General features: G+C 57.0%; 16 protein-coding genes, 1 tRNA gene and 1 riboswitch. Of the genes, 5 read left to right on the top strand and 12 right to left on the bottom strand.

Features of this window, described 5'->3' with window-relative positions; all coding sequences use genetic code 11:
* Window positions 1-219: 219 nt before the first annotated feature.
* Window positions 220-1,638: an MATE family efflux transporter gene (locus MTP38_RS04095; protein ID WP_227620399.1), complete on the top strand. Its 1,419-nt coding sequence runs from the start codon at window positions 220-222 to the stop codon at window positions 1,636-1,638.
* 103 nt (window positions 1,639-1,741) lie between these two features.
* Here the strand turns inward: MTP38_RS04095 and MTP38_RS04090 are convergent, their stop codons facing one another.
* Window positions 1,742-2,341, bottom strand: a complete 600-nt coding sequence (locus MTP38_RS04090) for an ECF transporter S component (protein ID WP_249234329.1) — start codon at window positions 2,339-2,341, stop codon at window positions 1,742-1,744.
* Window positions 2,342-2,483: 142 nt separating this feature from the next.
* A riboswitch (FMN riboswitch) is annotated at window positions 2,484-2,604 on the bottom strand.
* A 142-nt stretch (window positions 2,605-2,746) separates the two neighbouring features.
* Between MTP38_RS04090 and MTP38_RS04085 the strand changes: the two genes are divergently transcribed.
* A complete protein-coding gene (locus MTP38_RS04085; RefSeq protein WP_249234328.1) occupies window positions 2,747-3,832 on the top strand; it encodes a mechanosensitive ion channel family protein in 1,086 nt (361 codons plus the stop codon).
* A gap of 37 nt (window positions 3,833-3,869) precedes the next feature.
* On the opposite strand, the gene MTP38_RS04080 is transcribed toward MTP38_RS04085, so the two are convergent.
* The 3 genes from MTP38_RS04080 to MTP38_RS04070 form a co-directional block, all read right to left on the bottom strand.
* Complete coding sequence (locus MTP38_RS04080) at window positions 3,870-4,505, bottom strand: ZIP family metal transporter (protein WP_249234656.1); 636 nt, start codon at window positions 4,503-4,505, stop codon at window positions 3,870-3,872.
* Window positions 4,506-4,797: 292 nt separating this feature from the next.
* Window positions 4,798-4,992, bottom strand: coding sequence for a DUF3873 family protein (locus tag MTP38_RS04075; RefSeq protein WP_227620395.1), 195 nt, complete (start codon window positions 4,990-4,992; stop codon window positions 4,798-4,800).
* Window positions 4,993-5,132: 140 nt separating this feature from the next.
* The gene (locus MTP38_RS04070) at window positions 5,133-7,538 is read right to left on the bottom strand and encodes a YfhO family protein (RefSeq protein WP_249234327.1); all 2,406 of its coding nucleotides are present in this window, start codon (window positions 7,536-7,538) and stop codon (window positions 5,133-5,135) included.
* A gap of 167 nt (window positions 7,539-7,705) precedes the next feature.
* Between MTP38_RS04070 and yfbR the strand changes: the two genes are divergently transcribed.
* Window positions 7,706-8,299, top strand: a complete 594-nt coding sequence (gene yfbR, locus MTP38_RS04065) for a 5'-deoxynucleotidase (protein WP_227620393.1) — start codon at window positions 7,706-7,708, stop codon at window positions 8,297-8,299.
* A 3-nt stretch (window positions 8,300-8,302) separates the two neighbouring features.
* Here the strand turns inward: yfbR and dusB are convergent, their stop codons facing one another.
* Window positions 8,303-9,322: a tRNA dihydrouridine synthase DusB gene (gene dusB / locus MTP38_RS04060; RefSeq protein ID WP_249234326.1), complete on the bottom strand. Its 1,020-nt coding sequence runs from the start codon at window positions 9,320-9,322 to the stop codon at window positions 8,303-8,305.
* A 497-nt stretch (window positions 9,323-9,819) separates the two neighbouring features.
* Between dusB and MTP38_RS04055 the strand changes: the two genes are divergently transcribed.
* Window positions 9,820-10,971 carry an aldo/keto reductase gene (locus MTP38_RS04055; RefSeq protein ID WP_249234325.1) on the top strand — a complete coding sequence of 384 codons (1,152 nt, stop codon included), beginning with the start codon at window positions 9,820-9,822 and terminating at the stop codon, window positions 10,969-10,971.
* A gap of 51 nt (window positions 10,972-11,022) precedes the next feature.
* On the opposite strand, the gene MTP38_RS04050 is transcribed toward MTP38_RS04055, so the two are convergent.
* Window positions 11,023-12,411 (bottom strand): TrkH family potassium uptake protein, encoded by a 1,389-nt coding sequence (locus tag MTP38_RS04050; RefSeq protein ID WP_249234324.1) that lies wholly within the window; start codon window positions 12,409-12,411, stop codon window positions 11,023-11,025.
* A 267-nt stretch (window positions 12,412-12,678) separates the two neighbouring features.
* On the opposite strand from MTP38_RS04050, the gene MTP38_RS04045 reads away from it, so the two are divergent.
* Window positions 12,679-12,755 (top strand) — tRNA-Arg (locus MTP38_RS04045).
* 348 nt (window positions 12,756-13,103) lie between these two features.
* Here the strand turns inward: MTP38_RS04045 and MTP38_RS04040 are convergent.
* The 6 genes from MTP38_RS04040 to MTP38_RS04015 form a co-directional block, all read right to left on the bottom strand.
* Window positions 13,104-14,495 carry a tyrosine-type recombinase/integrase gene (locus MTP38_RS04040; protein WP_117440307.1) on the bottom strand — a complete coding sequence of 464 codons (1,392 nt, stop codon included), beginning with the start codon at window positions 14,493-14,495 and terminating at the stop codon, window positions 13,104-13,106.
* On the bottom strand, window positions 14,473-14,910 hold the full coding sequence (locus MTP38_RS04035) for a helix-turn-helix domain-containing protein (protein ID WP_117440306.1): 438 nt from the start codon (window positions 14,908-14,910) through the stop codon (window positions 14,473-14,475). The genes MTP38_RS04040 and MTP38_RS04035 overlap by 23 nt, the downstream gene beginning before the upstream one ends.
* 104 nt (window positions 14,911-15,014) lie before the next feature.
* On the bottom strand, window positions 15,015-15,242 hold the full coding sequence (locus MTP38_RS04030) for a helix-turn-helix domain-containing protein (RefSeq protein WP_002569114.1): 228 nt from the start codon (window positions 15,240-15,242) through the stop codon (window positions 15,015-15,017).
* 30 nt (window positions 15,243-15,272) lie between these two features.
* Window positions 15,273-15,653, bottom strand: a complete 381-nt coding sequence (locus tag MTP38_RS04025; RefSeq protein ID WP_002569115.1) for a type II toxin-antitoxin system PemK/MazF family toxin — start codon at window positions 15,651-15,653, stop codon at window positions 15,273-15,275.
* Between the two features lie 487 nt (window positions 15,654-16,140).
* Complete coding sequence (locus MTP38_RS04020) at window positions 16,141-16,689, bottom strand: sigma-70 family RNA polymerase sigma factor (protein WP_024739394.1); 549 nt, start codon at window positions 16,687-16,689, stop codon at window positions 16,141-16,143.
* A 300-nt stretch (window positions 16,690-16,989) separates the two neighbouring features.
* A complete protein-coding gene (locus MTP38_RS04015; protein WP_002569117.1) occupies window positions 16,990-17,526 on the bottom strand; it encodes a hypothetical protein in 537 nt (178 codons plus the stop codon).
* Between the last annotated feature and the right edge of the window lie 86 nt (window positions 17,527-17,612).

Raw genomic sequence — 17,612 nt, 5'->3', positions numbered from 1 at the left:
AAGCTGTAACCCGCTTTTGCCGATGCCAGGACCTTCGCCCTTTAAAACTGTACTTCCGGTACAGACGCCCCCATTCGTCACCTGCGGTGACTGCATCCCCCGGCCGGGGGATGTTATAATGCGGAATCAATTTCATCACGGAAGCTGCTGGTTTGACAAATTTCAGCCTCTTACTTATAATAGGAGAGCAAATTCAACCATAACGAAACAGGAGACGACATGACACTTTCTTTGGAGCAGATCTCCGCCCGGATGCGGCAGGGCGAAGACATCCCGCTGTCCGATACTGCCCGCATCGCCCTGACCCTGAGCATCCCGTCCATCTTGGAACAGCTGGTGGTCACGGCCATGGAGTACATCGACGCCGCCATGGTGGGCCACATCGGCGCAGAGGCCACCGCCGCCATCGGCATCGTCAGCTCGAGCACATGGCTGCTCCATGGCATCCTCGTGGGGCTGTACACAGCATTTTCCATCCAGATCGCCCAGTACCTCGGGGCCGACCGCCAGCAGGACGCCCGGGGCGTGCTGCGGCAGGCCATGCTTTTCAACCTGATGCTGGGGCTCGGCGCTGCGGTCTTCGGCGTCGGCATCAGCCGCTTTCTGCCCGGGTGGCTGGGGGCAGACGTCTCCCTTCAGGCCAACGCCAGCGCCTACTTTGCCATCTGGTCAGCGGCTCTCCCCTTCACCATGGCGATGGGGATGTATACTGCCATGCTCCGGGCCACCGGCGACGCCCTGACCCCCGGCCTCATCAGCGTGCTGGTCTGCGCGCTGGATGTGGTCTTCAACTTCTTCCTCATCAACCCCACCCGGCAGCTGGTGCTGTTCGGCCAGAGCGTTACCGTCTGGGGCGCAGGCCTCGCCGTGCCGGGCGCAGCGCTGGGCACGGCCCTCTCCACCGTCGTGGGCGGTCTGCTGGCGCTGGGCGTCCTGCTGCTGCGGGACGGCCCGCTCTGCATCCGTAAGCCCGGCAGCTGGCGCATCACCTCCGCCTGTCTGCGCAACCTCTGGCGGGTGGGCGCACCGCTGGCCGCAGAGCGCGCAGCCCTCTCCTCAGCGCAGGTGCTCCTTGTCCGGATCGTCTCAGGCCTCGGCACGGTAGCCATCGCCGCCAACAGCCTCGGCGTCAGCGCCGAGGGCCTCTGCTACATGGCGGGCTACGGCATTCAGGACGCCTCCATCGCCCTCATCGGGCAGGCTGTCGGCGCCCACCGCCGGGACATGGCCAAGCGGTTCGCATGGCTCTGCACGGCGATGGGCATAGCCATCATGGCCCTGTCGGGCGTAGGTCTCTGGCTCTTCGCCCCGGCCCTCATGGGCATCTTCACGGCAGACGCCGCCGTCATCGCGCTGGGTGCGCGGGTGCTGCGCATCGAGGCCTTTGCCGAGCCGATGTTCGGTGCCAGCATCGTCGCCAGCGGCGCGATGCAGGGCGCAGGCGACAGCACTGCCTGCTTTTTGCTGAATCTCCTCAGTATGTGGGGCATCCGGCTCACCCTCGCCTTCCTGCTGGCCCCTCGGCTGGGCCTCGTGGGCGTCTGGGCCGCCATGTGCCTCGAGCTTTGCATCCGGGGCGTGCTCTTCCTCCTCCGGCTTGCAAGGGGAAAGTGGCTCGACAAGGGCGCTTTGCAATAAAAAAAACAACCTCTCCGTCATCGCTTTGCGATGCCGCCTCTCCTCGGTAGGAGAAGCGGCAAAGCCGAAGGCTTTGACTGAGAGGTTTTTCTTTCTTACTTAATTACTTGCGGCCATGCAGGATGGGCGACAGCGGCTTATAGATGACCATGCAGAGCACGGCATCCAGCAGGCCCTTGACCAACGTGAAGGGCAGGTTGAAGATGACGAGGCACTTAATGAGGCTGTCCGCCGAGGACAGGATGGCCTGATACATCCCGAGGATGGCTTCCAGCGGCATATGGTAGAACTGCACATACGCCGGGTAGGTGATGAAGTAGTTGGAGGGTACACTGAAGACGGCCATTGCGGCGGCACCCGCCAGCGCACCGAGGATGGCGGTCTTGCGGCTCTTGTGACGCTTGTAGATGAAGCCCGCCACAGCGGAGAAGACAGCGCCCAGCATAAAGTTGCACAGCTCGCCCACGCAGGCGGTGGAGGTGCCCTTGATGACGATGTGGAGCAGGTTCTTCATGAAGCTGATGACCACGCCGTACACCGGGCCGAGGGCGAAGGCACCCAGCAGGGCGGGCAGGTCGGAGAAGTCCATCTTGACGAAGGACGGGATGAGCATCGGGATGGGGAACTCGATGAACATCAGGATGAAGGCCACGGCGCTGAGCATAGCGGCGACGGTCAGGTTGTGGGTCGTATCTTTTCTCATAATTTTCCTCCCGGGGCGGCTGCCCCACTCAATAAAGACTGGAAAGCCCTTTTCGCACGCGCCGGAACCGGGAAGACAAATGAAAACGCGCCCTGCCATAGCCTAACACTATAACAGGGCGCGCACAAACAAACCGATTTGTCTGCCGTTTCTTGCATCCGGACTATACCGTTGGCCCCGGAGTCTCACCGGGTCAGCACTCTTTGGGAGTGGTCGCGGGCTGTACCGCCAGTGGGGAATCACACCCCGCCCTGAAACGAACTTTCTGGGCAGAGTATAACGCGCTCTCCCTTTCTTGTCAAGCCCCTTTGTTCAACTTTTTAACAACCCGCCCCGGATTTGCGCCGGAGGCCGGAGTATGCTATACTGATTCCATCATCATTCGTCCGGAAGGAATTTGTTTTTATGATCTTTACCATCCATGATTTAGGCTTTTCGTTCGCCGGGCTGCTGCTGGAAGGCTGGTTCGCCTTTGCAGCCCGGTGCGTCTGTGCGCTGGCTCTGCTGTTCGTCGGCTGGGTCTGCTGCCGCTGGCTCCGGAAAAAGCTCTTCCCCCGCCTGTTGCAGCGCAGCTGGCACTTCGCCTTTACCCATCCCCTGCTGGAGAGCTTCGCCAGCCCCGCCGCCCGCATCGCGTGGTATACCGGCATCTATCTGGCCCTGCGCAGCCTGCCGTGGGCCATTCCCGGCTTCCCGGCCCTCCTGCTGAAGGTCTACCGGATGCTGCTGGTCTTCCTCATCGGCACCGGCTTCTACCACGCCTCCAGCATCGCGGCCCTCCTGCTGGCCTCGTCCAGCGAGGAAGTCCGCACCAACCGCACCCTCCTCACCCTGCTGGATAAGGCCTACAAGATCGTTGTCGTCCTGCTCTGCGGCGCGACCATCGCGCAGGAGAGCGGCCTGCCTGTGGGCAGCATCGTGGCCAGTGCGGGTCTTGTCGGCCTGACCATCTCGCTGGCCGCGCAGGACATGGCCAAGAACTTCTTCAGCGGCGTGGTCATCCTGCTGGACAAGCCCTTCTCCATCGGCGACTGGATCTCCGTCGGCGAGGTGGAGGGAGAAGTGGTGGACATCAACTTCCGTTCCACCAAGATACGGGCCTTGGACAACTCGGTCTACATCCTCACCAACAGCACCGTCAGCAGCGCCACCATCAACAACGCCACCCTCCGCAACAAGCGGCTCTACCGCTTTACGCTGGGCGTCACCTACGATACCACCCGCCCCCAGCTGGAAAAGCTGATGGCTGACCTGACCGCCATGCTGAAAGCCAGCCCCGACGCCTACGAGGACACCGCCTTTGTCCGGATGACCGGCTTCGGCGATTCCAGCATCAACCTGATGGTCTCCGCCTATCTTCGCACCGCCGACTACGGCGTCTTCCTGCGGATGCAGAACGACCTGAACCTGAACATCATGGACGTGATGAAGGCCGACGGTGTGGAATTTGCCTTTCCCTCCACGACGGTCTATCTCGAAAAAGAGGGCTGAACCTAAAAAATCCGATGCAGATGCATCGGATTTTTTGTTACAGCGCGATGTCCAGCGCCATCATGAGGGCAAAGCCCAGCACCACGCTGATGACGCCCGCCGGTTCGTCCTGCCCCACGGCCTCAGGGATCATCTCCTGCGCCGTCACGCAGACCATGCACCCGGCGGCGGCGCTCATCAGCCACGGCAGGGCGGCGCTCACCCAGCCCGCGAGGGCCAGCGCCAGCAGCGCCCCCAGCGGCTCCACGAGGCCCGACGCAGCCCCGGCGCAGAAGGCTTTCCGCCTCCCCTGCCCGGCCTGTGCCAGCGGCAGGCTCACCGCCGCGCCCTCCGGGATGTTCTGCAGGCCGATGCCCAGCGCAAGGGCCAGTGCCCCGCTGACGGCTTCCGGCTCGCCCCGCAGCGCCAGCGCCGCCGCAAGGCCCACCACCATCCCCTCCGGCAGGTTGTGGAGGGTCACAGCCAGCACGACCCGGCCCATCCGGCCATGCTCCCTCCCGCCGCCGTGCATCAGCCGCCCGGCGGCTTCTTCCAGTCGCAGCAAGCCCACAGCGCCCAGCACAAGCCCCGCTGCCGGGGCCAGCCAGACCGGCAGCGGCCCGGCCTCTGCCCGCTCGATGGCGGGCAGGAGCAGGCTCCACACACTGGCGGCCAGCATGATGCCCGCCGCCATGCCGCAGAGCATCCGCCGGGTGCGCGGCTCGTCGGCCCGCCGCACCAGAAAGACCCCCGCCGCACCCAGCGCGGTGCAGAGCGCAGGCAGCAGCAGGACGACCGCCGAAAACAGATAGACGTTCACATTGCATTCCCCCTTCCCACCGATGTATGCGGCAGAAAGAGAGAGTGTGAATACAGAAAGCGGAGGCCTCCCTGTCCGGGAAGTCTCCGCTTTTTTCTGCACAGTGTTCCTTATTCCGACAGCTCGTGCCGCGTCTCCGTGCACGGCAGTCCTTCCAAAGCATTCTTCAGCTGCGGTAGCAGCGGTCCTGACCCACGAGCCAGTCCTCGCACAGCCGCTCGGCCTCTTCCCGGCTGCGGCTGACGCAGTGGAACAGCCGTCCCTTCAGCGAGCAGTAAGAATAGCGGATCTTCGACACTCCATTTGCATCCCGGAACGACTCCCATCGTTCCTGTCCCGGCATCAAACAGCTTTGCTCCATGATTTTTCGCTCTTCCTTTCCGGCCGCTCTGGGCAGCACAACGTGTTCATTTTATCACGTTTTGGCCGGGGAGGCTATTCGCTCTTTCCACAAAAAGCGCCTTGCTTTTTAAGGGAGAATGTGTATTGACAGCGGGGGATTCAACAGCGTTTCTTTTTCTTCCAAACAAAATACCCCGTGTATACCACAAACACCGCCAGCCCGGCCAGCGAGACCTTGCTGGCCAGCGAGAAGCCGTCGGCCTGATAGACGAAATCGATGGTGTTCTCCCCCGCCGGGGCCAGAACCGCCATCAGCCCCTCATCCACCCGGAGGATGTCGGTCTCCTGACCATTGACGTAGGCCGTGAAGCCGTCGTCGTAGGGGACGGAGAAGAAGACGAGTTCCTCCTTTCCGAGGTCGATCTCCGCATGGAAGCCGGAGTTGGTCATCTGGAACACCCTGCACGCAGAGGCCCGGCGGTCGGCACAGTCGGAGACATAGGTGTCATACCACAGGTCGTTCCGCTTCTCCTCAGGCAGCTTTTTGAGATACTTACCATAGACTGCGGCATCCTCCTCGCTGAGCACCAGCGCACGCATCAGAAGGTTCGAGCGGGTGTTCTTCACCGTAGCTTCGTACTCCTCTTCGGTGATGTAGTAGTCGTAGGTGAAGCCCATGGGAACGTAATTTTCGTTCTCGTAGAGCATGAAGCCGTCCCGGGTGTCGTAGTAGTCCCACCCCTCGTCGGCAGCGGCGAGAAAATCTTCCTGCTTTTCGGGGGTGGTGATGAGGTACTTCACGCTCAGCAGGCCCCGCAGGGCGTAATTCGAGATCTCCGGCTCACTGCGGACATCCCGCTTGACGCCCAGCGCCGGGTAGAAGCTGAGGATGCTGGGCGCGGCCGTACTGCCGAAGTATTGCAGGCAGCTCTTGTCGAGCCAGAGGCCGAGGTTATCGTGGGTCTCATAAGTGTCCACACGCCAGTCGCCCTCCGGCAGGTCGTCTTTCAGCTGGAGGGCCGAGGTGTACTGCTCCACAAGGTCGCTGTCCGTGTGCCACTGGCCGAACTTGCCGATGCCGATGTGCACCATGCTGAACAGGCAGGCAAAGGCCAGCACCGCCGCCGTCATCCGGCGGGCAAAGGCCCGGCTGCCCCGCCAGCGGCGGCAGATGAAGTGATAGAGCACCAGTCCCCCCAGACCAAAGCCCAGAACGACGAAATACTGGCCGGGATTCTGCAGAACGCCCAGCGACCACTCTTTGGTGCTGCTGTCCTGCACCGGCACCACGGCAAACGCCAGCGTCGCCAGCATCAGCCAGCCGATGCCCCGCGCCGGAGCGTCCAGCTCGTCGGCGGTGATGTCGGGGCTTTCCAGCCCGCAGGCCGTCATGGCGCAGAGGATGAGCACCGGCATATAGTACCAGCGGGCGTAGTAGCTGGAATTGAGGGCATAGAAGGCGCTGTTGAGCACCGGCACCAGCGCAAAGACGGCACAGACAGCGACGATGCGCTTTTTGCTGTCACCCTGCCGTGCCCGCCAGTAGGCCGTCGCGCCTGCCAGACTGCACAGGGGCAGGTAGGCGGACATACTCGTCCATTTGATGATGCCCTCCGACCAGATGGAGGTGATATAGGGCGAGTCGGGCGGCAGGATCCAGCTCAGCAGAATGGCCAGATACTGCTGCACCTTCGAGTAGGTCAGGAAGCCCCATCCCGACGAGAGATCGATGGTTCGCGGGTTCTGCAGCAGACTCAGCACGGCAGGCCAGAGCAGGACGAAGCCCAGCGCTGCACCCAGCAGGCTCTCGAACGCCAGCCGGGCAAAGAGCCGGAGATCCATCGGGAAATCTCTGGTGGTCAGCTTGCAGATAAAATAGATGACAAGGAAGATGACCTGCCCGATGAAGAAGAAATAGTTGTTGAGCAGGTTGACCCCCACCCAGAACGCGAAAAGCCCATAGTGCTTTTCCTGCTCGTAGAGCGTCTCATCCAGCGCCCAGAGCATCCACGGGAAGAGGGCCACCACATCCACAAAGTGGTTGAAAAAGACATTGTAGACGCTGAAGCCCGAGAACGCATACAGGCAGGCGCCCAGCATCGCATAGTCGGTGCGGCGGACGTAGCGGCAGAGGTAACGGTATGCGCCGCCGCCCGCCACCGCGAACTTGAGGATGAGCAGGGGCACCATGAGGTAGGGTAGCCAGTTCTGGGGGAAGATGAGCGACAGCCAGAAGAAGGGCGAGCCGTACAGATAGAAGGAGTAGGCGTTCATCGCACCGCTGCCGAGGTCGGTGGCCCACGAGAAGGTGTTCCGGGCCGCACCGGCCATGCCGTCGGGGTAGCCGCCCCCCTTGATGAAGCCGTTCATGTAACGGTAAAAGCTGATCTGCTGGCTGTTGAAATCGCCGGCGTAGTGGAAAAAGCCGCCATCTATGAGATAGAACGGCAGGAAGAACACTGCCGCCGTCAGCGCGCAGAGCAGCATCGTGCGGAGCATCTGATCCCGCCGCCCCGGCATATTGAGAAGCCGGGCGCTCCCGGCCTGATGATTCAGATCGTCCATCGTATCCTCTTTCCCCGCCCGGAGGGGCGGCACAGGCCCGGAGCCTGCATCGTTTTCACGTTCAGTATAGCACGCGGCTGTGTGGAAAAAAAGAATTTTCACATTTTGCTTGACATTCGCCCGCCGGGCAGGTATAACCCTCTCAAAGACACTTCAAGGAGGCCGCCATGAAGCTATATCCCTTCAGCGCCCTTTTGGCGCGGATGAAATACATCACCCGGTGGAGTCTGATGCACTCCACCCGCCCGGAATCCCTCAGCGAGCACACCTGTGACACCGCCCTGATGGCGCACATCCTCTGCCTCATCGCGCGGCGGTACACCGGCACCCCCTGCCGCCCCAAGACGGTGGCGGTGGCAGCCCTCTACCACGACGCACCTGAGATCATCACCGGCGATATGCCCACGCCGGTGAAGTACAGCAGCCCCGGCCTGCGGGACGCCTACAAAGCGCTGGAAGCCGAGAGCGTGGCTTCCATGACCCGCCTGCTGCCGCCGGAGCTGGCCGAGGAGGTCAGCCCCTTCATCTCCGGCAGCCTGCTGACCGCCGAGGAAAAGCGTCTGCTGAAAGCCGCCGACCGGCTCTCGGCCCTCGTCAAGTGCATGGAGGAACAGCGCAGCGGCAACCATGAGTTCGACGCCGCGCTCCGTCAGCAGCAGGAGGCGCTGGAAGGGATGCATTGCCCCGAAGCCGACTGGTTCATGGCCCACTGTCTGCCCTGCTTCACCCAGAACCTCGACGAGCTGACCCGCAGCGAATAGGCGTTACGGGAAGGGGACTTCCCGCACATCGTCCGGGTCCTGCCCGGCTTTGCGCTGCTCTTCGAATACTGCCGCAATCAGCTCGTCCAGATCTTCTAGACGGGACAGGGTGCAGCAGCAGCGGCGGAGGGCGGCAGCGCCCTTGAGGCCCTTCATATAGTGCATGGTCTGGGCGCGGGCCTGCGGCATGGCCGTATACTCGCCCTTCTGCTCCACCATCTCCTCCACCTGACGGCGGAGAGCGTTCATCCGGGCCTGCAGATTCGGCTCCTTGGGGGCGGGCAGGCCCTCGATGGCGGCATTCACCCGCTCAAAGAGCCACGGGTCGCCCAGCGCTCCCCGGGCGATCATGACGCCGTCGCAGCCGGTGCGGGACATCATCTCCACGGCATCCTCTGCCGTGTGGATGTCGCCGTTGCCCAGCACAGGCACCTTCACTGCCGCCTTGACCTTGGCGATGATGTCCGGGTCGATGCCCGGGGTGTACATCTGCTCCCGGGTGCGGGCATGGACTGCGATGAGCTGCGCTCCCGCCTGTTCGCAGGCTTTCGCGCACTCCACTGCCGTGATATGGTCGGCGTCCCAGCCTTTCCGCATCTTGACCGTCACCGGACGGGAGGTGTGGGCCTTGACCTGCTCGACGATGCGGCCGCAGAGGTCAGGGTCCAGCATCAGCTTGCTGCCCGCGCCGCCCGAGACAATCTTGGGGGCCGGACAGCCCATATTGATGTCCAGAAAGTCGAAGGAGTATGCTTCGATGGCCGCTGCGGCCTCGCCCATGATCTCCGGCACCTCGCCAAAGATCTGCACGCCATAGGGTGCACCGTTGGGTTCGGCCTTGAGCAGGCTGACCGTCTTGTGGTCGTGGTAGACCAGCGCCCGGCTGGACACCATCTCGCTGACCGTAAAGCCTGCGCCGTGCTGGGCCATCAGCCGACGGCAAGGCGCGTCCGTGAAGCCCGCCATCGGGCCGAATACTGCCCGGTGGGGCAGGGTGATATTTCCGATCTTCAAAGGTTCCATCTTATCCCTCGTTTTGCTTGACAAGCGCTTGCAAAAGCTCTATACTATAAATAAGAAAGGCACTGTCTGCGAATGGTCAGCGTCCTTCCAGCATTAAGTCAAAAGAAATGACCGCTGGCTGTGGGAGCTTGGGCGGTCATTTCTTTTTGCCGTTAAAAATAGTCCAGCTGATTTGAAACGTGATGTAGATCGCCCCGCCAAGAAGCGAGAGCAATAATACGACCTGTTCAAATGTCATGGAGCATCCCCCCTTTCGCCTATGCGTCAGGGGACAGCAGAAAGCTCACCTCCCCGGCGCAGGGCCGGAGGGACGTGACCACCTACATTGCAGACAGTACCAGTGCTGCCTATGCAGCATCTATAGAATATCATATTTTCTGCCCGAATACAACACCCCGTCCGCTCACAGGCCGGGGTGTTCGTCTTGTCTATCCCGCCTTCTCCTGCTATACTGAGAACCAAAGGAGCGGCGGGCAGGCCCCGCCGGACAAAGGCTTATGGAGTATCGGAACTGGAACCAAAAAGACGGCACCGGACGAAGCATCTCCACCTCCCTGCTGGGATATGGATGTATGCGCTTTCCCACCCTGCCGGACGGCAGCATCGACGAGGTGCGGGCCGAAAAGCTGCTGAACACGGCCCGGGAGGCGGGCGTCAACTATTTTGACACTGCCTTCCCCTACCACGGCGGCGCAAGTGAGCCTTTCGTGGGCCGCATCATCGCAAAGTGGCCCCGGGAGAGCTTCTACCTCGCCACCAAGCTGCCTGTCTGGAACTGCAAGACCCTCGACGAGGCCAAGGCCATCTTCGAGCAGCAATTCCAGCGGCTGGGCGTGGACTACATCGACTTCTACCTGCTGCATTCCCTGCACAAGGCCCGCTATGACGCGGCCAAGGAGATGGGCATCGTGGATTGGCTCTGGGAGCAGAAAGCCGCCGGGCGCATCCGCAGCTTCGGCTTCTCCTGCCACGACAACGCAGCAGGCTTCGAGCACATCCTGCGGGACCAGCCGTGGGACTTCTGCCAGCTGCAATACAACTATCTTGACACCGACGACCGGGCTGAAGAGATCGCAGGCGACCGGGGCTACGCCCTCACCGAAGAGCGGAATGTCCCCCTCATCATCATGGAACCCATCAAGGGCGGCACGCTGGCCCAGCTCCCGCCGGATGCCGCTGCGCCGCTGCGCGCACTGGACCCCGCCGCCAGCGCCGCCTCGTGGGCGCTGCGCTGGGTGGCCAGCCATAAAAATGTGAAGGTCGTCCTCTCCGGCATGAGTGCAGAGGACCAGCTGGGCGACAACCTCTCCACCTTCGGACAGTTCCGGCCCGTGACCGACGCCGAGAACGCCGCCATCCGCCAGACTGCCGACATCCTGCGCAGCCACATCAGGGTCGGCTGCACCGGCTGCCGCTACTGTATACCCTGCCCGATGGGGGTGGACATCCCGGACAATTTCAGCATCTGGAACAAACTGGGGATGTTCGGCCAGAAGGACGCCATCCGTCAGCAGTGGACGGCCCACTTCCCCGACGCCGAAAAGGCCAGCCACTGTGTCCGCTGCGGCAAATGCGAGGCCGTTTGTCCCCAGCACCTGCCCATCCGGGACTCCCTCGCAAAGCTTCAGACCGAGCTGGACAGCTTATAACAAAAGAAAGGCGCTCTGCCTGTCCCGAGAGACGGCAGAACGCCTTTCTTTTTAGCCCACGTTGATGTGGCCCACCGGAAGCACCTTCCGCTTGTTGTCGTCGGGCTTGGCCGTCAGGCTGATGGCCAGCGACACCGGGCCGACACGGCCCATGAACATACAAGCCATATACAGCAGCTTTGCGCCGGTGTTCAGCTGCCCTGTGACGCCCACCGACAGGCCCACCGTACCGAACGCCGAGCAGGACTCGAAGATACAGTCGATGACCGACACCGTCTCAGCCGTGTTGTAGTAGACCACGACAGCCGAACCGAACGCCGCCACTGCGCCGAGGACGATGATGGTCAGTGCGCGGTAGACCGTTTTGGACTCGATGTGGTGTCCGCCGATGACGCAGTCGTCGCGGCCCTGTGCCACACTGCGGATGGTCAGGATGAGCACCGCAAAGGTCGTCACCTTGACGCCGCCGCCCGTCGAGCCGGGGGCCGCACCGATGAACTGCAGCACACTCATCAGAAGCTTGCTGATAGGGCTGCACGCTGCGAGGTCGATGGTATTCATACCGGCGGTACGGGTGGACACCGACTGGAACAGCGCCGCCATCAGCTTGCTCGGGACGGACAGGCCGCCCATCGTCTTGGGATTCGACCACTCCAGCAGGGCCAGCAGCACCGCACCGCCCACCCAGAAGATGGCCGAGAACTGCAGCACGACCTTCGCGTGGAGGGAGAGACGCCGCTTTTTGCGGTACTCCGCCAGCTCCACCCAGACCATGAATCCCAAGCCTCCGGCCATGATCATAAACATGACGACCGCCTGCACATAGTAGTTGTTGACATAGGGCACCAGCGAGGAATAGGCCCCAAACTGCCCAAAGAGGTCAAAGCCTGCATTGCAGAAGGCCGAAATAGCCGTGAACACGCTGACCCACACGCCCTCTGCGCCGAACTGGGGCACGAAGGCGAAGAGCAGCAGCACGATGCCCACGGCCTCGAAGGCCGCTGCCAGCTTGATGACGATCTTCAGCACCTCGGTAGCCTTGGACAGGCCATCTGCCGAGACGCTCTCACCCAGCAGCCGCAGGTCGCGGAAGCCCATCCGCCGCCGGGCTGCCAGCGCAAAAAAGCTGGTCAGGGTGACGAGGCCAAGGCCGCCCACCTGAATGAGCATCAGGATGACTACCTGCCCAAACAGCGAAAACTGGCTCCATGTATCCCGCACGATCAGACCTGTCACACAGGTGGCACTGGTGGCGGTGAACATCGCGTCGATGACCCCCAGCCGCCCCGTCCTGCTGGAAATGGGCAGAGTCAGCAGCAGCGTCCCCACCGCGATGACCAGCAGGAAGCTGATGCAGATGGTCTGCGTTGCGCTGCTGCCCGCCAGCCAGCCCTTGTTGGGGCGGCGGAGCGTCCATTCTTTCTTTTTGGTTTTTCCCATTGCAACCTCCCGGGCCGCCTCCGGCCATCTGCCGGAGGGGCGAGTCGTTCTGCGCCTCCGCGCAAAGTTCCCCCAGCGCAGAAGCCTCTTCTTATAGGATACACCTTTTTTCTCTCCGGTTCAACTTGATTTTATGCTCCATTTGCGGTATTATATTTGTGGTGTGTCTCAGTAGCTCAGTTGGATAGAGCGTCCCCCTCCTAAGGTTGTGCTCTACCAGCTGCCTTACGGGGAAAAGTGATCGTTGCCAGTCTCAATTTAATATAAGTCTCTGTAGCTCAGCAGGATAGAGCGTTCGCCTCCTAAGCGAAAGGCCGTGGGTTCGAATCCCGCCAGGGACGCCAGCAAACACGCCGAAAACCTTTGATTTATCAGGGTTTTCGGCTTTTCTTATTTCTGCGGCTTTTGTGGCTTTTTTGCAAAAAACCTTGGTTTGCTAACATTTGCTAACGAGATTTGGCCTTTTGCTAAGAAAGGCGGTAAGTCAGAGGTTCGATTTTTACCAAAGGAACTTGCAAACATTTGTTAGCAGAAATTAGAGGAAGTTGCAAACAAAATCGCGAATTTGCTAACATCGCTCAAAAATGCTTTCAGAACCTTGCTAACAAAAAAAGTGTTTGGTCACTGTGCAAAGTGGTTCAAACGAAGAAAACCTCTCACAAAGTGAGAGGCGTTCTTCTGAGGGAGGGACTTTATAAAGCTTTTGCCAGCTGCTTGAGCAGTGCGGCAGTTTCGGGATTTTTAAGCAGTTCCAGTATCTTCGCTGCATCACTTTCATCACTTTCAGTGACGGCAGTATCCGCAGTTTTAGGCTCTGTATCTTCAACAGGGTCAGGAGTCTTGGATGAGTAAAATGCTTCCTCCAATCGCTGAGCGTTTATGCAGCGATCCTCGTCGATGATGTGAGAGTAGACATCTGCAACCATTTTTACCTGAGCATGACCAGAGTCGCCCTGGACGGATTTCATATCGCCGCCATTGAGTTTCAGCTTGTAGGTGATACTGGAGTGACGGAGAGAATGGAATACAACATGAGGCAGTCCGTTTTCTTTGATAAGTTTATTGAAAGCACGGTTAATCACCTGGCTTTCCATCGGACGGCCATTGCTGGAGCAAAAGACCAGGTTATTGTCGATGTATTCGTCTCCAAACAGCTCCATCAGCTCGTCGATTTCTTTTTTTCTCTCTACCAGCATATAGGCAACTGTTTTCGGCAGGTACACGCGGCGAATACTGGTTTTGGTTTTAGGCTCTTTCAGGACCAGAGCAGTATGGGTACTGGCTATGCAAGGTGGAAACTTCTTAATAACACCTTTGTCGCTCAAATCGTCCAATGCACCTCGTGTAACCCGTTGCAGCTCTTTGTTGACGAATATATAAGCTGAACCATTTTCTATGCTCTGTGGTGCAATATCAATGCAGTCCCAGGTAAGGCCCAGCATTTCGCCAATGCGTAAAGAGCAGGAGAACGCCAGATTTAAGGCAAGGGAGAGGATAGGATCATCACAGACTTCCATCGCCTTGCTCAGCGTTTCGGCAGTCCATATATCCCGTTCTTTATGTTCTTCTTTGGGAAGTGTCGCATTCAGGACAGGGTTACGGCTGATTAGTTCCCAACGCACCGCCTGATTAAAGGCACTGCGAAGTAGCTTGTGAATTTCTCTTACTGTATGCGGGGTCAGATATTCGCTTGTGGGTTTGCGGTTGTTGACGCTTACCGTTTTCACAGAGAGCAGATCGCGGTAATACTTATCCATCATCCTTGGAGTGATGTCGGATAGTAACATATCTCCGATAATAGGAGTTATGTAGTTTCTCGCCAGACCACGGCGGCTTTCATATGTTGACATTGCCCAGGTATTTACACCATAGATGGACATATATTCATCGAGCAGATCGTTCAGGGTCTTTGCCGTAGGAATAAAGAAGGTTCCAGAGTCCTGCTCATACTCAATTTGCTTTTTTCGTTTTTTTGCTTCTGCATTTGTGCTGAAGGTTTCCCAACGCTGTCTGCGTTTTCCGTTTTCATCTGTGTAATCATACACCACAGAATATTTGCTTTTACGCTTCACGATAGATGCCATTTTCATTGCTCCTTTCTGAGATTTTCACATAATGAGTTTGCTTTTGATACCAGGCTTCAAAACTGCTGGTAATGATACGAATTCTTCGATCAATCAAGATCGTCTCAAAATAGCCCCTTTTAACAAGGTCATAAGCTGTGCCAGATTTCAGCCCCAAAAGATCCGCCATTTCCGGAACTGACATCGTAGTATGCCTCCATTTCTCTCCGGGCGGTGTACCATCCACTTTTTTATAGTGGAACTGGCCGGCATACCAATCTTCAAAGCTATCCAGCATAACTCTCATTCGTCCGGCCACTTGAATTGTTTTGAAATAGTTCTTTTTAACCAACCAGTAGGATTCTACTTTACCAAGCCCAAGCATTTTGCCCATCTCTGGTACAGACATACTGGTCTTTACTCTTTGTTTTTGCATGGCTTTTGCCTCCTCTATAAAGTTTTTCTTGCTATGGCCTCATTGTAAGAGAAAGCAGAAAAAAAGTTAAGGATGTCGATTTGGAGAGCGGCATCCTTGACAAATCATTCATCTGCGTGATCCAGCCAGTCATCAAAGCTCTTTTTGGAAATGCGGATATGACCGCCGACTCTGACGCTGTGGAATACACCTTGTTTTACCAGATTATATGCTGTGGGACGACTGATACCCAGAATGTCCTGAATCTCATCGACCGTATAGGTTCTTTTGTCATAGCTGACAGGATTTTGTTCATTAAAGCGGTTCAATTCCGCAATTCTTGCTTCAAACATAAAAACGCCTCCTTTATCCGGTAAGTGGCCTTACGGAGCCTCCATTTCCTCCGGAATATGAATATCTAAACTAACTTGCAGAGCATCATCAATCGCTCTCATTTCTTCGCGAGATACGCGCCCAATGTACGATAAAACACGCCTTTTATCAATCGTTTTAATTTGCTCCAGCAGAACAACAGATTTCAGTCCAAGCTCTGGAACGCTCTCCAGTGCATAGTGTGTGGGCAGCTCCTTTTTCTTAATCCATTTACTGGTGAGCGGAGCTACGATCAAAGTGGGGCAGAAAAAATTCCCCACATTGTTTTGAAGAACCAGGACAGGACGGGTGCCGCCTTGCTCTGATCCAAAATAAGGATTCAAATTGGCATAATATAAATCCCCACGCTTATAAATCCAATCTTCTTTCATGTTCATCCTCCTATGTTTTGAGATTTGATTATGTAAGAAGGAGGCTCTGCAAATTACAGAGTCTCCTTCAATTTAGCGCCTGTTTTATCCCTTACTTGTCCACGACACCCCAGGGACTTGGGTAATCATTAAGCCGCAGATGGCTGGCCTGCTTCTCAGGAATTTCACCTCCACTTCGTTTGGTCTTACCCATGGCCTGCGACGGTTGTTATCACGCTCGGACTATGGCTGTAAGAGAGCTTTCCTCCTTGTTATGCCATGACCGGATGCCATCCGATGTATTCCAGCCTGATATATTTCTGATAAAACGCAAACTCATCTATACAGCAAAAATGGGTTGGCCTGTTATGTGAGTGGCAGCTCTCAGAAAATATACCGCTGATGTAGCGGCTATTACGCCCAAAGAGGATCAAACTTAATGATTCGTATATGAGGTTGTCAAGGTGCAAGTGAAAGGATTTCCCTCTCACTTGCTACTGCCACTTTTTTAGAAAATCGCAACCAACTTTTTTATTTTTTCTTCGATTTTTTTCAATCGCTTATCTGCGGCTTGCCGAGTAATACCATATCGTTGGGCTAAACAAGTTGCATTTGGTATCTTCATTTCATAATAGGACAATATAAAATCTCGTTCTGCCGGACTCAGTTTCAATAGAGCTTGGTGTAAATCCTCAAGAAGTAAATTCTGAATAGCTTGTTCCGCAGTATCAACAGATTCATCCACAAACAAATCTGTATCCTGATAACCTTCCTCTGTGCCGTCACGATCTCCCACATGAGAAGCCGGGAATATAGAGCAACTTTTCTCATGTTCCTGGAGATAGCGGCTGTGGCGGTCCTCCTGCTGGTATTTTTCAAAATCTTTGCGAGAACATTCCATGATAATGCGGTCATCTTCATCACGGAACATTTTGACTGTTTCAACAAAAAAGCGCCCAGTAAAGCAACCATTGCGGCGTGCCTTACTGAACGCTGAAAAACTGATTTCCTCCCATTCCTGTGGGCTGTTATTTTTCCAAATGAATACTCTCGTCATATCCTTTCCTCCGTTCAAATTCTTGGTAGGCAGCGAATTTGAACGGTGTCATGGATATTTTGCTATGTACGCCTCCCAGCGCATACCGGCCTCCTAATACCGGGCAAAGAAAAAGGCCGGAAGTGTTTTCACCTCCAGCCATGTTCCTGCCGCCATATTGCAGCAGGAATGAAAAAAGCCCGGTTAATGCCGGGCCTTATGTAGAAAAGTATTCAATTTAGCGCATTCCTGCCACTATACCAAGTATAGCAGGTCGGAAGTCGGAAGGGAGTAGGGATTAGGTCGGGGACTTGTCGGGATTTAGTCGGAATTTAGTCGGGGCAGCTCCTCCAGGACTTCTGGAATAGAATATCCAAACAAGCAAACAGAAAATAAATAGATGGCTTCTCGTTTTCGGTCATAAAAGACACTGCGTTCTATATTTAGTTCTTCCAGCAATTCTTTCTCTGTACTGTTAAACCGATAGATGAATTGCTTAGTCAAAATTTCATAGTAAAGTTCTCCTCGATCCGGATACCGTTTCAGACGAAGGAGTGCACGGTCAATAATATTGACCAGCATTTGATTTTGAACAAGGCAGCAAACTTTTTCTTCAAAGGCTTGCAGTTCAATATCTGGTGCAAAATTTTCAAGATAGCAGAGGCCGGACTCTATATCTTGTTCTCCCATTATCCAAGCGGTTTCTTGTAATTCTTCTGCCCGCTCACTCAGAACCCAGACTACATCACGGTAAATCTTTAGAATCAGCTTACTTCTATGAAACGCAGCGTCGCTGTTAAGCCCCAAAGCTGTTAGCCTGCTGTTACATTTTTGGATTGTTGTGCTTTCTTTTCTCATAGAACATCCCTCCTTGTTCGCAATATTGCGAACATATTAGGTACAAAATAGCATAGCAGAGGAGCGTGAGAGAGGGCAGTGCCTCT

Source organism: Faecalibacterium sp. I3-3-89 (assembly GCF_023347275.1).
GTDB classification, from domain to species: domain Bacteria; phylum Bacillota; class Clostridia; order Oscillospirales; family Ruminococcaceae; genus Faecalibacterium; species Faecalibacterium butyricigenerans.
The sequence above is the reverse complement of the archived record's forward strand: the minus strand, read 5'-3'. Positions and strand labels throughout refer to the sequence as shown.